This window comes from Bacteroides sp. AM44-19 (genome assembly GCF_003603395.1).
In the GTDB taxonomy this organism is placed as follows: Bacteria; Bacteroidota; Bacteroidia; order Bacteroidales; family Bacteroidaceae; genus Bacteroides; species Bacteroides uniformis.
This window is the reverse complement of record NZ_QTNB01000001.1, coordinates 215579-231141: the sequence shown is the minus strand read 5'-3', so window position 1 is coordinate 231141 and position 15563 is coordinate 215579. Positions and strand designations below refer to the sequence as shown.

The following is a 15563-nucleotide window of genomic DNA, read 5'->3' as shown; positions in this document are numbered from 1 at the left end:
AACAAGGGACAATAATGGTCGTTAATTCAATCAGCTTCCTTCTCTTTTTTGCAGTAGTTTTCATTGTATATTACCTGCTGAAGGGAAAGGATGGAAAAAGACAAAATCTATGGCTGCTTGTTGCCAGTTACTTTTTTTACGGGTATACTGAGTGGCGCATGCTTCCACTGCTCATTTTTACTACCTTATTCTTCTATGGTCTGGGTATTGCGATAGGATATTATAATGAAAAAGATGAAAAGAAAGCTTCTTTTTTGACTACTTTTAGTGTATTGGGAGGGATAAGCATTCTTCTTTACTTTAAGTACCTCAACTTCTTTGTTGAATCATTTAGCAACTTTTTTAATGCAGTCGGCCTTCATACCAATGGGTATGCTTTTTCTATTATAATGCCGCTTGGTATAAGCTTTTTTACCTTTAAGCTTATCAGCTATGTGATAGAAGTTCATCGCCGACACATAGAGCCTTGTCGTAATCTTGTAGCTTTTGCTACTTACATTGGTTTTTTCCCTACTATCTTGTCCGGTCCGATTGACCGTCCCAAACAGTTCTTAGGACAACTCTCTCATAGTCGTACGTTCGACTATGCTATGGTTGTAGATGGAAGCCGCCAAATTCTGTGGGGGATGTTTAAGAAGATGGTGATAGCCGATAATTTGGCCATGATTACTTCCGGTGCATGGGGTAATTATGAGAGTTTACCAGGAAACTTGTTGTTTGCGAATGCTTTACTCTACACCTTTCAAATGTATACAGATTTTTCAGGCTATTCTGATATGGCTATTGGTGTAGGTAAACTTTTGGGTATCAAAGTTGCGAAGAACTTTAATTACCCCTTTTTCGCCCACAATGTTGCAGAATATTGGCGTCGTTGGCATATGTCGCTCACTTCATGGCTTACTGACTATGTCTTTATGCCTTTAAATATACGTTTTCGAGATTGGGGGCTCAAAGGCATATTGTTGGCGGTTATCATAAACTTAATGGCAGTAGGAATGTGGCATGGTGCAAACTATACCTTTGCACTTTTCGGTCTCTATCACGGTTTGCTTTTCATTCCTTTGGTAATGAATGGTTCCTTTATGAAAAAACGCAAGGAAATAGTGGGTAAATATGGCTTGCCCCGATTACAAGATCTCGGAAAGATGTTAGGCACCTATCTGCTCGTTACTCTGGGTTTGATAATCTTTGCAGCACCCAGTGTAACCGTGGCGGGTGATTATGTGTGGCGGATGATAACAGAGATGGCTACAGTACCTAATCACGGAATAATTGGTCAATTTATTATTTCGGAAAAGACATTGCTTGTTCCTGTACTTACTTCATTGGCTCTGATAGTTATTGAATGGAAGAATCGAAAGAGGGAGTATGGGCTTTGCCTGGTAACGGATGTAAGCAATAAATATGTACGTTACCTGATTTATCAAGCAATCATTCTTGCCATCCTTTTCTTCCAAGGTGTAACAGCCACCTTCATGTATTTCCAATTTTAAACTATACAAAGAATGATGAAACAATATATATTTAAGTTGCTATGGGTCGCTGTTCCGGCGTTGATATTTTGTGTCTTTTCATCGTGGGTGCTGTATAAGGGTGGTGAACTCAAAACACTTGATAGAGTAGTAGAAGAGATGGCGGAAGCTCGTAAACAAGGTATTGAAAAACTTGTAGGTTGGGGGTATCAAGACAATGATAAAGCTTTTAAGTTGAGGATGTCTAATAAGTTGCATCCCGATATCCTTGCAGTGGGTACTTCGCGTGTAATGCAATTTCGGGAAGAGTGGTTTGCTGATGAATATTCTTTCTATAATGCAGGAGGTTGTGTGTTTCGATTAGATGAGGTGCGACCCTTTCTGGAACGTCTTACTTTTACACCTAAGGTAGTTATATTTTGTTTGGATCAATTCTTTTTTAAGGAGGTTTGGGGCGATGGAAGAACTGCTAATTATGAATATAACTATGATTTCAATAATATTATATTGTCTAATTTATCTAAAGTAGTAAGTGATTTTGTTACGTGCAAAATTGGCTTTGAAACCTTGATAAAGGATACATTATGTATAGGCATGAATGCTAAGATGAATCAGAATGGTTACCGTCCTGACGGCTCTTACTATTATGGTGCAATCTATGCGGAACCATGCAAAAATTCCGATACCGATTTTAATCAGTTGTTGTCTATTATTGATAGTGGGACAGACTCTCGTTGGGATTATTGTCAAGTGGTGAATAATCAATCTTTGAAGACACTTGCGAATCTGATTACTTATTGTCAACAAAACAGTATTCTTGTGTTATCTTATTTACCGCCCTTTTCGCCTAAAGTATGGAACCATATGGAGGGAATGGGAGATAAGTATATCTATATGCAGAAACTATATGATGAAATCTCTCCTATATTTGCTTCATATCCCCAAGCCTTTTTTTTCGATTATAGTGATGGTGGAATTCTGAATAGCCCCAATCCTGAGTATATTGACGGCTTTCATGGTTCCGATCGTACTTACTTGAAAATGGTGATACAGATTGTTGAAAAGTATCCTGTTTTATCTTGCTACTTTAAAGATGGTAAATGTCTGAGTGATATACTACAAAACTATCCGGTTGTAGGGGTAGCAAGGGAATAAATTATTAGGCTCTTATCGTGTAGTTGATTAGATATCCCTTTGTTCGGACCTACATAACCAAAAATCCTTATTTATTGAAGAATTTATCCCTTTAATATAGGTTTATCTACTTTACGATTATACCCATCAATGCAAGGATTGGTGTATTTATATGTAAAAGCCTAAATGTTATCAGGAAGAAGTAGGTTTGAAAATAAGGTAATCAATGCTTTAACTAAAAGAAGTCTTCTTAGATATAAAACAAATAATAAAATCAATATGAAAGTCGTTATTCTTGCTGGCGGATTCGGTACTCGAATATCTGAAGAATCTGCTTACAAGCCTAAGCCTATGATAGAAATAGGTGGGATGCCTATTTTGTGGCATTTGATGAAAGTATATTCATACTATGGAGTTAATGAGTTTATAATCTGTGCCGGATATAAGCAGCATAAAATTAAAGAATGGTTTTCGGACTACTTCCTTCATACATCGGATATTACTTTTGATTTTACCAATGGCAATGAAGTGATTGTGCATCAAAAGCATATTGAGCCATGGAAGGTAACGGTTATTGATACGGGGCTTGGCACAATGACCGGTGGAAGAATCAAGAGGATAAAAGACTATGTGGGAAATGAGCCCTTCATGCTTAATTACGGAGATGCAGTGGGCGATGTAAACCTTAAGGAGTTGCTGGATTTCCATAAGAGTCATGGTAAATTAGCCACTGTTTCGGTATATAATTTCGGTCAAAATAAAGGTGTATTAGATATAAAAGACGGAACAGTCAGAGCTTTCAGAGAAAAGTCTGATTTAGATGGCAATCTGATTAATATTGGTTTTTTCGTATTAGAACCTTCAGTGCTTGAATATATTGAGGGAGATAACACGGTGTTTGAGCAAGAACCTCTGAAGCAATTAGCCGCCGAATCGGAATTAAAGGCTTTTGTTCATCATGGCTTTTGGCAATGTATGGACACTCTGCGCGAGAAACAACATTTAGAGAAACTTTGGTCCACGGGAAATGCGCCTTGGAAAATCTGGAAATAATTAGTAACGATTAATAATATGGCATTTAACAACGTATATAAAGGTAAGAAAGTCCTTGTGACCGGCAATACTGGTTTCAAAGGTAGTTGGCTCTCTGCATGGTTGCTCATGGTGGGTGCTGAGGTTTATGGCTACTCTAACGACGTTCCTACCAATCCCTCAATGTTTGAAACACTGGGATTGGACAAAAAAATTCATCACCATTTTGGTGATATTCGCAATCGTGAGGAGATGAACGATTATGTGCAGCGGGTAAAACCAGACTTTCTTTTCCATTTGGCCGCACAAGCTATAGTCTCTACTTCTTATAAAGAGCCTTTCGATACCATTACAACCAATGTAGTAGGTACTGCTTCCGTGCTTGAAGCTATCCGCAATATTACTTGGGAATGTACTTGTGTACTTCTTACCAGCGACAAGGTTTACGAAAATGTAGAATGGATTTGGGGTTATCGTGAGACCGATGCAGTAGGTGGTAAGGATGTATATTCAGGTTCTAAAGGAGCAGCCGAACTCACCATCAAATGCTATTGGAATTCATTTATTCAGTCTATGCCTAACATTAAATTGGGCGTTGCCCGTGCAGGCAACGTGATAGGTGGTGGCGATTGGGCCAAAGACCGCATTATTGTAGATTGTGTAAAAGCTTTCTCGAATCAAGAAACTGTGGAAATCCGGAGTCCGAAGGCAACCCGCCCTTGGCAGCATGTATTGGAACCCTTGAGTGGCTATTTAAATCTGGGGCAGTATCTTTATGAAGGTAAGGTAGAGAACGGCGAGCCTTTTAACTTTGGTCCTCGTGCAGAGCAAACCAAGACTGTATTTGAATTGGTACAAGATTTGGCTACATTGTGGGGGTTGGATAAAGATCAAGCTGCTAAGCTGACAGGCAATGTTCCTTTTAAAGAAGCAACCCTACTTAAACTTAACTGTGATAAAGCTCTTGTTTATCTCAATTGGCATTCTACCCTCCATTATGAAGAGTGTGTAAAGTTTATTGCTGATTGGTACAAGGCTTTCTATATTGACCGTTACGAAGATATGTATGCTCTTACTGTAAAGCAGATTGAGGCATACGTAGATTCTGCAAAAAAGCAGGGACTTAATTGGGCGGAATAGTATGGAAGGCGTAACATTGCACCCCTTAAAGCATATCACGGTGCCCAAAGGCGATATTTACCATGCCATGAAGTCTACTGACGAAGGATATTGTGGCTTTGGTGAAGCATACTTTTCTCAAATCGAGCAAGGGCAGGCTAAAGGCTGGAAGCGCCACAATCGTATGACACTGAATCTTATTGTTCCTGTAGGTGCGGTTAAGTTCGTTGTTTATGACGATCGTGAAAGTAGTGCAACGAAAGGTAGTTTTGAAGAAATCATTCTATCTCCAGAATTCAACTACCAACGCTTGACAGTGGCTCCGGGTCTTTGGATGGCATTCTATGGAGTAGGCGAAGGCGTTTCCATGCTTATGGATATTATTCCCGAACCTCACGACCCTGAGGAAGCCAGTCGCGTAGCTCTCAGCGATATCCCTTATAATTTCTAATCCCTCTCAATTATTATGAAGATTCTTATCACCGGTGCTACGGGCTTTATCGGTCAGAACCTATTACCGCAGCTTTGTTCTGTTTGTCCGGATGTTGAAGTTCTGACACTGAATCGTTCTGTAGAAAAGGCTGAGTTATTGTTTCCTCAGGATAGGTTTACTAACTTTGTGCATACATCTGCGGACAATTGGGACATGGTAAGGGCTTTTAATCCCAATATAGTGATTCATTTGGCAGCATTGAGCACTGCCGACAATGACATCCGGATAATAGATTCCTTAATTGCTTCAAATATTACTTATGGAGTTCAGTTGCTGTCTGTACTGTCTAATTGTCCTTCGCTAAAATTGTTCGTAAACACCGGTTCTTTTGCTGAATATAGATTAGGGGTGCAGCAGTTTGATAGCGCATACCTTTATTCGGCCACAAAGACTGCATTCCGAACTTTCTTGAATTATTATGCCGGATTATATGCATTCAAATATATTACAGCAGTACCCTATACTGTGTATGGAGGCAATCCTACAGTGAAGCGTTTGATGGATTACATCATTGAATCGCTGGATGCACCCGCGGCAATAGAGATGACGGGAGGAGAACAAATCCTTGATTTTATTCATGTGGATGATATTTCCCGATTTCTCATCTATGTGATTCAGAATCATTGTTCTTTTTGTATGTTAGAGAAAAACGGAGAAGACTTTCATCTTGGCACAGGTCGGGGTACAACTGTCAGGGAGGTTGCGAAGATTATTGAATCGGTGTCCAAACGCCGTTGTAATATCAATTGGGGAGCTAGAGCCTATCGAGATAGAGACACAATGTATGCAGTAGCTCCTATAGCCAAGAATATAGAATTAATCCAATGGAAAGCGCAGATTGAGCTGAAAGTAGGAATAGAACGTTATTTAAACAAACAATAATATGGCACATACATATATAGATACATTATTCGAGGTGTATCCAAATCGAACCGAATATCTCGATTGGATACAATACGAGTTGGATACACGTGTTTATTACTTTGGTAATCACTTTAAAACGCCATTTGGACACAAACGACAGTTGAAATATCGCATCCGTAATTATTTGGCTTCATTCAAGCGGAAAGTTAGCAATATTGATTTTGATGGAGCTATCTTATCAGAAGCTTACGCAAACTGGGGAATCAATGACAAACTAAAGGAAGAAGGTTATAAGGTGTGTATGCTTCCTTGGCATGCTGATCCGGGTTTCAGACTAAGCACTGAATATGCTGCGGTGGCAAATGGGTTGGATTATGGTGACTTTAATTTTTTATTAAGCGAATATTTCATAGATAGAGTTTACAATTTCCGTTCATTTTTTGAGAATTTTCTTCAATGCAATCATATAAAACTTGTGATTTTTGCAAATGATATGACTGCAATAAATAGAATTGCGATATCTGCTTGCAAAAATGTGGGTGTTAAATCAATGATATATCTGCATGGACTGCCTGCCGGTTCTTACAATGCTATAGATAATAATAGAGCAGACTATTTATGCGTATGGGGTGATAGGATGAAAGAATTGTGTGTTAATGCCGGAGTTAATGCAAATAAAGTGATTGTAATGGGCAATGCAAAATATTCTGGTCAAAAATTCCCAGACACTCATCCTGCTTCTTTTGATAATGTGTTGGTTCTGAGTCGCGCAATTTCCGGTGCGCCAAGTGACAGCGTAAAACGTCCGATTGAGAATAGAGGTCTTTCGATTGATTATATTTATATGGTAGAAGAAGCGCTCAAGCGAGTAGGCGTTAATAAAGCTACGCTGAGACTTCATCCGTCGGAAAACGGAGAGTGGTATAAAAAGTTTATTGATTCTGACTTTTATACATTAGATGACAAGTCTTTGATGGATTGCCTGTCAGATAAAACTGCTATTGTATCTCCTGCTTCTACGGTCATGTTCGACGCCTTCCTATGCGGTATTCCCTTTTTTGCTTTTGAACCACACACAATTATAGGTTATGAAGTTGTCCCCCCTTTTGATGGTAGTGAAGAAGAAATGCCTATTGCGAAATCAATAAGTGAATTGGTTGATCATTTGCAGCATAACATTGTGGCATCACATGCACTGATTGATAAATATATTAATCCGGTTGTTGATATGTCTAAAATAAAAGAACTACTGCCCAATGGATAATAGCTATTCCCTGAAATATCTGAAGATATATATATGGCAGGCGATTTCTTTTGTGCTTAGTTTTGTTTCTCTTTTTATAGTTGTTCCATCGTTAAGCTCCATGCCGGGCGTTTATGGCGTTTATAGTTTATGTGTAGGTATGACTATATTTTTGTCATATGCTGATTTGGGCTTTATAAATGCTGGTACTAAATTTGCGTCGGAGTGTTTTGTAAGTGGAAAAATCGAAGAAGAAAAGTCGTATGTAGGCCAGGCTACTTTTGTTTATTCTGTTATAGCATCTGTAATGCTTTTGCTCTTTCTTTGCTTTTCTTATAATCCATGCATCATTCTGTCAGGCATAAATCCTGGTTCTGAGGAATTTTATATTGCCCAAAAGCTGCTTTTAATTTTATCACTGAGTATCCCGGTTTATGTTGTCCAGAAATATGTATTTCTAATATATAATGTCAGACTATTGGACTATAAAGTTCAAAAGGTACAAATATTGGGGGCATTGGTAAGAATAGCGTCTGTTCCTCTTGTCTTCTTCAATGGTAGATATGATATAGTAGGATACTATGGATTTTCACAAATCGTCTTGTGTTGCGCGGCTGTGTATATGCTTTGGAAATCTAAAGAATTTTCTTACGGATTCATATCTATTTTTCGTGTTTGCAGATATAATAAAGTTGTTTTCAGCAAGATGAAGAGTTTGGCCTTCAGTGGAATTTTAGCTTGTGTGTCATGGATTTTATATTATGAGTTAGACTCTTTGGCTATCGGTAAATTCTTAGGAGTTCAGGCTGTGGCATATTATGCAATTGCTTTCTCAATAGCCTCATTCATTCGATCTGCTTTTGCAATCTTCTTTTCTCCTTATAATGTGAGATTCAATTATTTCGTTGGCGAATCTGACTTTCAGGGTTTGGCTTCATTTTGCAGAACTTTGATTTCGTTTTCTTCAGTTTTGGTTATTCCTCCTTTAATAGCACTTATGTGCTTAGCTAAGCCTTTTGTGTTTGCATGGGTGGGGGATGATTACGCTTCTTCTGTTTTAGTGTTTCAGCTATTGGTTGGATGTTTTTTACTTGCTTATATTACTTATCCATTATCATTCTTGCAAACGGCATTGAAACAAGTAAAAGCAATATCAATTGTAAGTATGATTGTACCAGTGGTGTACTGGAGTGTTATTTGTTTATTGATAGATACTTATGGGCTCTATTCATTTGCATTCAGTAAATTGCTGGCATTTGCTATTTCAGCTTTTGTATGTATATTGTTTTCACTGTCAAATATTCAGATTGGCTTTTGGAAGTATATGAATATACTTTTTCTTCGACCTGTCATATATAGTGCTATTCCGGCTCTAATACTCTCATTAATCGCTTATCATTGTATTCCATTTGGAACTGCCAGAATTGATTTGTTGTTCGTAATGGTATGCGTAATGGGTATCTCTGCTGCTGTGTGGGGACTGAATATATTGATAAATAGATTGTTTAGAGAACGTGTTTTTGCAGTCAGTGCTTCTGTTATGAAGCGTAATAAATAGTTTTTTTGATTTCGCAGTGTCATGGAAAGGTTAGTAGTATTTCTGGATAACGAGATTTATGGTGGCAGTGAGAGGCTGATGTATACTGTACTCACGAGTAAACTTATTAGAGAAAACTATATAGTGAATGCTCTTTATGGATATAATAAACCGATGCATGACGGTTTAGTCAGAGATTATGGTGACCGATATGATTCCATATTTACTTCGGCGCCTATATATTGTAATGAGCTATACATTCGAATACACATGTCACAGCTTCCCAAGCTATTAAAGATGACATTTAAATTTCCATTTTGGCTATTTAAGAAGACTGGATTAAAGATTATCTACAACTTTATAGTTCTTTTGTTCTATGTAATCAGAATGAAGCCTGATTTAATTCATATCAATAATGGAGGTTATCCTGCAAGTGTCAATTGCCGTATCATGGTATTTATAGCTTCACTTCTACATAGGAAATGCGTGATGCATGTGAATAATCAGGCTGTAAAACAGCGCTTCCTTGAACCCTACATGGATCGATTCATCAATCGAAAGGTATCTTACTTTATTGTTGCCTCAAAGCTGGCCAAACATAATTTGCTTGTAAACAGACACTTTGATGTCAATAAAATATCTATTGTGCCTAATGCTGTGAAAGAAGAGTCCATAAAGATTAGTAGGGAGGAATTATTGTCGATCTATGGAATATCTAATGACAAAATAGTAGTTCTCGAACTTGCCTTCTTGCAGTATAGAAAAGGACAGCGTTTTCTTATTGAGTCGATTGAAAAAATTAAAGAAGAGACTCCTTTATTGGGCTCAAAACTTCATTTGATTTTATCTGGCTCTGGCGAGGATGAACAGGTTCTGAAGGAGATGGTAAAGGTTAAGAATATGGGGGATATGATAACCTTTACGGGTTATTGTAACAACCCGATAGATTTCATCAATGCTGCTGACATATTTGCATTGCCATCAGTTGCCAATGAAGATATGCCATTGGTAATATTGTCTGCGATGAAACTGGGTAAGCCCATTGTTGCTACCAACTTTGCTGGCATTCAAGAGGAAATTGAGTCGGGAGTTTCAGGCATCCTTATTGAACCTAACGAGCAGACTATTGTTGACAATCTCGTCCATGCTTTGATAGAGATGAGCCATTGCAACAACATCTGGGGCAAAAATGCACAAGTAAGATACGAAGAGCTTTTTTCTCCGAAAATTTACGAACGGAAGCTCTTGGAAATATATTCAAAAAGCTAAAATTAAAATGAAACATATACTTTTATTAGGCGGTTATGGTTTTATAGGGACTAATATTATTAAATATGTAGATAACCATCTAAAAGATAAATACCGTTTTATTGTTTTTGACCGGCTGCCTACTCATATGTACGGCATATCATTCGAATCGATCGAGAAGACTTATACTGGAGATTTTTCTTCAAGAGCGGATATGGAAAAAATATTTTCTGAAAATCAGATTGATATCGTCATACATTCATTATCATCTACAGTTCCTTCCACATCACTTGACCCTAAATTTGATATAGAGTCCAATCTTCTGCCAACGATACAATTTTTAGAATTGCAAGGGAAATACAAAGTACCGTCGATTATTTATTTATCATCGGGTGGGGCCATATATGGAAACGATAGCTTGTGCGCATTTTCCGAAGACCATTTTTCCAATCCAATCAGTTCATACGGAATTACTAAACTTGCTATAGAGAAGTATCTTTATCTTTATCACATGCAATATGGATTCAATTATCTGATTTTGAGACTTTCTAATCCATATGGTCCCTATCACTATTCGCAAAAACAAGGTGTAATTAATATTGCACTTGAAAGAGCTATGAAGAATGATTCGTTCTCTGTTTGGGGTAATGGTGAAGGCACCAAAGATTATATTTATATAGAAGATTTTTGTAATATCTTGTTTGAACTGCTTGATAGTAAAGTTTATAATAAAGTGCTGAATGTAGGATCGGGTGAAACCGTCTCGCTGAATACAATCCTTCGTATAATTAAATCGTATTATCCGAATTTTGAATGGATAAATACTTCTTCATACCCCAATGATATTGCTAATTTCTCTTTGAATATTAATCGATTGAAAACATTCATTCCGGACATTCGGTTTACTGATATAAATAAGGGAATCAATAAAACTTTAAATTGGCTTCTTCATGGGAAAGATTCTATTTAGCATCATCATACCGTCTTACAATAGCGCATTATTTATACGTCGCTGTTTGGACTCACTTCTTAAACAGACTTATTCAAACTGGGAGGCCATAGTGATTGATAATCATTCTACTGATGACACTGTTTCTATTGTCAAAAGTTATGGAGATAGTCGTATTCAATGCTATTTAATACATAACGAAGGTGTAATTGCTAAGTCTCGAAACTATGGAATCACTTTTGCAAAGGGAGATTATGTTTGCTTTTTGGATTCGGATGATTGGTGGAAAGAAAATAAACTCAATACGTGTCTTCTTTATTGCAATCTTAATGAAGAAGTTTTTATTTATCACCAGTTTGAATTATATAGAGAGGAGCAGAGGGGGCTTCACTCTAATAAATCTCAATATAGAGAATTGCCAAACAGCAACAGAGTACGTAACCTACTTTGTAATGGAAATACGATAGGAACTTCAAGCGTTTGTTTATCTCGCTCTATTCTTACGCGGTATCAATTTAACGAAAGCCCTTTGCTTGCTGGAGTGGAAGACTTTGATTTATGGATTCGTATTTTAAATAATGATACTGTTAAGACATTCTTTATAGACCAAGCGTTAGGATTCTATTATGTAGGTAATACGTTTTCTGCATCTGCCAAACAGCTGACAAAGCTTCGCTTCTTGATTGCTCAATATATAGGATGTTTTGATAAGGCTATCCGTAGAGAAATAATTAAATCATGGTATTTCCAAAAGGCAGTGTATCATTATGTGAACTTCAAATTTCCCGAAGCCATTAAATTCTTTCTTATCTCTGCAACATCTAAGTCGAAAAAAATTCGCTGCATATCTATACAAGCTATTGTTAAAAGCAATTTTTTGAGAATATATAACATTTTGAAATGAACATAACGAAATCTTCATTCTTAGTAGGGTGGCTATGTCTATTTTGCCTATTTTATATTCCTTTAAATTTTTCATCATGGATGTTTAATGCTTTGCCATTAGTGTCAGTAAGGTTAATATTAACATTAGTGCTGGTTTTTGTTTTATTTTCTCGTAAAATTTTAGTTACGAAGTCTGAATTTGCATTCTTGTTATTATCTGTAGCTTATTGCACCGCTGAATGGCTATATAATCCGGCGTATAATAAAAATTTCATAAACGATTTGATATTTTTTATGTTTTGCTTCTCTTTTTATATTATACAAAAAGATATGCAAAATTTGAAAGTTAAAGTTATAAAGGTGTGGGTTGGTATCGTTTCATTAGCCTCTATATCATCAGTGCTTTCGTGTGTCTTATATGCTTTTTTACCTTCGACTTTTTTTCCTGCTGGATATGATGGATATGCAACGGTAATTAACCCTTTGGGATTCATTCATTTAGAAACAGGTGGATTTCGGCCAAGTTGGTTCTTTGCAGAACCAAGTTATTTAGGATTTTATTTAGGCGCCAATTTACTGTTTGTTTACCGTTATTATAAAACAAGATTACCCAAGAGTGCATTTAAACTATTTATGATGATTTATCTATTGAGTTGTTTCACCGTTCAATCAGGTACGATAGTAGTTAGTCTTGCATTCTCTTTCTTAATTTCAATTTTCTATAAGTTGGCATTTAAGTCAACTACTACTCTGTATTGGCTGTTAGTGGCTCTTATGATTGTAGTTCTAATAGTTGTATTAGAACTGGACTTAATGGAGATTTACACATCTTACAATCTTCTTTCTTCATTGGGTGATCGACAATCAAGAATGATTTCATCGGCTGAAATCTATCAAGATATGTCAGCATGGGAATATCTTTGGGGCAAAGGAAGTGATTATGTTGCTCTTCTTAACGGTAGAGGTGAGTCGAATACTTATTATAAAATATTTATTGAGCAAGGAACTGTACCGCTTGTATTGTTTCTGATTTATATTAAATTCTTTCTAAGGAAATCTGTTTTTGCCTTGGCTTTTGTTCTTATTGCTTTTAATTCTACTATCTGCCACTTCAGTCCTATGACATTTTTCTATTTTATCGCTTTATATAATTTCTATGGGAGTCAGCATATGGAAGAATCTCGCACATATAGAATAATAGGCAATAGGGTTGTGGCATTGTGATTTTAAATCCTAAGATTGTAGGTATGCATTTCAATTTTCTTAATAACTTCACTTCAAACTCATCAAATGTTGATACGTCTAAATTTGGAGGTGAGTCTGAAACTATATCATACTTGAGATTCCCTCTTATTGTGTTGGTAGTAATGATTCATTCTAAATTTGACGGGGTTGTAGTTAATGGAGTTGGTTTGATGCACGATGGTGGTTTTCCTTGCTATTCTACAATATCTACCCTCGTTTCAAACATTATTGCGAGTATAGCAGTTCCTTTGTTTTATTTCATTTCTGGATTCTTGTTTTTTTTCAAAACTGCATTTTTTAGTTTTGATGTATATTGTAGCAAAATCAAAAAAAGAGCAAAAACTATACTTATTCCTTATTTATGTTGGAATTTATTTGTTATTCTGCTGTTGCTGGCTGCAGAAAGTGTTTTCCCGGGGCTATTATCAGGAAAGAATAAGCTTGTGGTAGATTATACATTTACAGATTGGCTATGGTCTTTCTATGATACTTCGCATATTAATCCAACTGTAGAAGGTGCTTTTCCCATATGTTATCAGTTTTGGTTCTTGCGTGACTTAATGGTTACTATGGTTTTCTCTCCTATCGTTTATCTTGGAGTTAGGTATTTGAAAGTATTATTTATACTATGCTTGGGCATTTTATGGCTTATTAATTTTTTGCCTGCTATTCCTGGTTTTAGTTCAGCTGCTATGTTTTATTTTTCATTTGGTGCTTATTTTAGTATTCATAAAAAAGATTTTGTTGCAACAATGCGACCATTATTGCCTTTATCATTATTAGCATATCTTTTATTGGTTAGTGTTCGATTTATACCTGGTTGTATGAATTCATGGTACATTGAATACGTACATCATTTGAGCATTATACTGGGTATGTTATGTATGATTGCTATTACGTCATACTTGCTTTGTATGGGAAAGATAAAAAGTCATCATTTCCTGACTAATAGCAGTTTCTTTATCTATGCTTTTCATTCAATGCCATTGGTGTTAATTATTAAGTTGTTATTCAAGGCTATTCAGCCTCAGTCGGATTTTACAATCTGCATGCTCTATTTTTTATGTCCAGCAATTACAATTGTGATAGGTCTTGGCTTATATAAATCATTAGTAATTCTTTTTCCAAAATTTACCGCAATCATTACTGGTGGAAGAAAATAATCAAATTCAAGGTCAACAAACATTAATCGTTTTCTGGTAACCTTTAATTTATGAAGAGTAAAATATCATTTTTTCTTCCCTCATTTAATATAGGGGGAGTAGAACGTGTATTTATTAATTATGCTAATGCACTTTCTGACAAGGGATATAATGTTGATTTTGTGGTTTGCAAAGCTGAAGGTGTGCTTTTAGATTTGGTTTCTTCTTCTGTGAAAGTTGTGTCGTTAGGTAATATTCAGCTTCGCTATTCCTTTTTTAAGCTTAGGAAGTATATCAAGAAGCGTCAGCCGGATTCAGTTATTTCAGGTGGAGACTTTCCGAATATAATGTTGATATTGGCAGCTTCTTTTCTATCAAAACGTCCTCAAATAATAATCTCACAGCATAACTATTATAACATTGAGGTGAAAAATCTAGGATTGTGGGCTCGATGTACAACCTTCTTAATGAAACAAATATATCCGTGGTCTGATGTGGTTATTGCTGTTTCAAAAGGAATCATGACTGACCTATCAAACAAAATCAAGTTAAATCCCAAGCAGTTACTTTATTTGCCTAATCCTATTGATATTGATAAAACTATGCAATTAGGTAACTTACCGGTACCATCATTACCGAATAATTTTATCGTTTTTATTGGACGGCTTAGCAAGGTGAAAAACCTCAAATTACTGTTGAACGCTTTTCAACATATAAAGCATCAAGGTTACGAGCTGCTTATTGTAGGAGATGGACAAGAACGAAGTGAACTTGAAGATTGCGCAAATAATTTAGAGCGAAGTTCTAAAATTCATTTTATTGGAGCTGTTCCAAATTCAATGCCTTATTTAAAGCGTGCTAAAGTGTTGGCTTTACCTTCTTTTTCCGAAGCACTGCCAACAGTACTACTTGAAGCTTTAGCTTTCAGTATTCCTATTGTTACAACGCCTAATGCGGGAGCTGTGGAGATATTGCAAGATGCTAAAAATGCGTTTATCTCAGAATCATTTGATAATGTAGAGGAATTTGCTAGTTTGTTGGATAGTGCCATAGTGCATTGCGCTGAAGATGATAGGTCATTATTGAGTAAATACTACACGTTGAACATCCTACCACAACTGGAACGCATATTACAGTCATGATTTATATTTATTTGTATAAACATTGGTTAGATTCCTACTATTACATTTTTATGAAAGC

At 36.3% G+C, this 15563-nt stretch carries 14 protein-coding genes; all 14 read left to right on the top strand.

The genetic code is table 11. The annotated features are described in order from the left end of the window. The first annotated feature begins 14 nt into the window (after window positions 1–14). The 14 genes from DW947_RS01095 (at window position 15) to DW947_RS01030 (ending at window position 15505) form a co-directional block, all read left to right on the top strand. Window positions 15–1493, top strand: coding sequence for an MBOAT family O-acyltransferase (locus DW947_RS01095; protein WP_057255958.1), 1479 nt, complete (start codon window positions 15–17; stop codon window positions 1491–1493). Between the two features lie 12 nt (window positions 1494–1505). Further along, window positions 1506–2627, top strand: a complete 1122-nt coding sequence (locus DW947_RS01090) for a hypothetical protein (protein ID WP_117962391.1) — start codon at window positions 1506–1508, stop codon at window positions 2625–2627. 258 nt (window positions 2628–2885) lie between these two features. Beyond that, window positions 2886–3659, top strand: coding sequence for a glucose-1-phosphate cytidylyltransferase (gene rfbF, locus DW947_RS01085; RefSeq protein WP_057256105.1), 774 nt, complete (start codon window positions 2886–2888; stop codon window positions 3657–3659). 18 nt (window positions 3660–3677) lie between these two features. Next, a complete protein-coding gene (rfbG, locus tag DW947_RS01080; RefSeq protein ID WP_057255951.1) occupies window positions 3678–4778 on the top strand; it encodes a CDP-glucose 4,6-dehydratase in 1101 nt (366 codons plus the stop codon). 1 nt (window position 4779) lies between these two features. After that, window positions 4780–5208 (top strand): hypothetical protein, encoded by a 429-nt coding sequence (locus DW947_RS01075; RefSeq protein ID WP_057255949.1) that lies wholly within the window; start codon window positions 4780–4782, stop codon window positions 5206–5208. A 15-nt stretch (window positions 5209–5223) separates the two neighbouring features. Then, on the top strand, window positions 5224–6132 hold the full coding sequence (locus tag DW947_RS01070; protein WP_057255947.1) for an NAD-dependent epimerase/dehydratase family protein: 909 nt from the start codon (window positions 5224–5226) through the stop codon (window positions 6130–6132). Window position 6133: 1 nt separating this feature from the next. Continuing rightward, on the top strand, window positions 6134–7378 hold the full coding sequence (locus DW947_RS01065; protein ID WP_057255945.1) for a hypothetical protein: 1245 nt from the start codon (window positions 6134–6136) through the stop codon (window positions 7376–7378). Further along, window positions 7371–8915, top strand: a complete 1545-nt coding sequence (locus tag DW947_RS01060) for a hypothetical protein (protein WP_117922762.1) — start codon at window positions 7371–7373, stop codon at window positions 8913–8915. The genes DW947_RS01065 and DW947_RS01060 overlap by 8 nt, the downstream gene beginning before the upstream one ends. A 21-nt stretch (window positions 8916–8936) precedes the next feature. Continuing rightward, window positions 8937–10163, top strand: coding sequence for a glycosyltransferase (locus DW947_RS01055; protein ID WP_057255941.1), 1227 nt, complete (start codon window positions 8937–8939; stop codon window positions 10161–10163). A gap of 7 nt (window positions 10164–10170) precedes the next feature. Beyond that, the gene (locus DW947_RS01050) at window positions 10171–11112 is read left to right on the top strand and encodes an NAD-dependent epimerase/dehydratase family protein (protein WP_117713480.1); all 942 of its coding nucleotides are present in this window, start codon (window positions 10171–10173) and stop codon (window positions 11110–11112) included. Then, window positions 11093–11995 carry a glycosyltransferase family 2 protein gene (locus tag DW947_RS01045; protein WP_057255938.1) on the top strand — a complete coding sequence of 301 codons (903 nt, stop codon included), beginning with the start codon at window positions 11093–11095 and terminating at the stop codon, window positions 11993–11995. Before DW947_RS01050 ends, DW947_RS01045 begins: the two co-directional genes overlap by 20 nt. Next, window positions 11992–13200, top strand: coding sequence for a hypothetical protein (locus tag DW947_RS01040; RefSeq protein ID WP_117951787.1), 1209 nt, complete (start codon window positions 11992–11994; stop codon window positions 13198–13200). Before DW947_RS01045 ends, DW947_RS01040 begins: the two co-directional genes overlap by 4 nt. Beyond that, the gene (locus tag DW947_RS01035) at window positions 13197–14384 is read left to right on the top strand and encodes an acyltransferase family protein (protein WP_227239037.1); all 1188 of its coding nucleotides are present in this window, start codon (window positions 13197–13199) and stop codon (window positions 14382–14384) included. Before DW947_RS01040 ends, DW947_RS01035 begins: the two co-directional genes overlap by 4 nt. 50 nt (window positions 14385–14434) lie before the next feature. After that, window positions 14435–15505 carry a glycosyltransferase gene (locus tag DW947_RS01030; RefSeq protein ID WP_117713482.1) on the top strand — a complete coding sequence of 357 codons (1071 nt, stop codon included), beginning with the start codon at window positions 14435–14437 and terminating at the stop codon, window positions 15503–15505. Window positions 15506–15563: the final 58 nt, after the last annotated feature.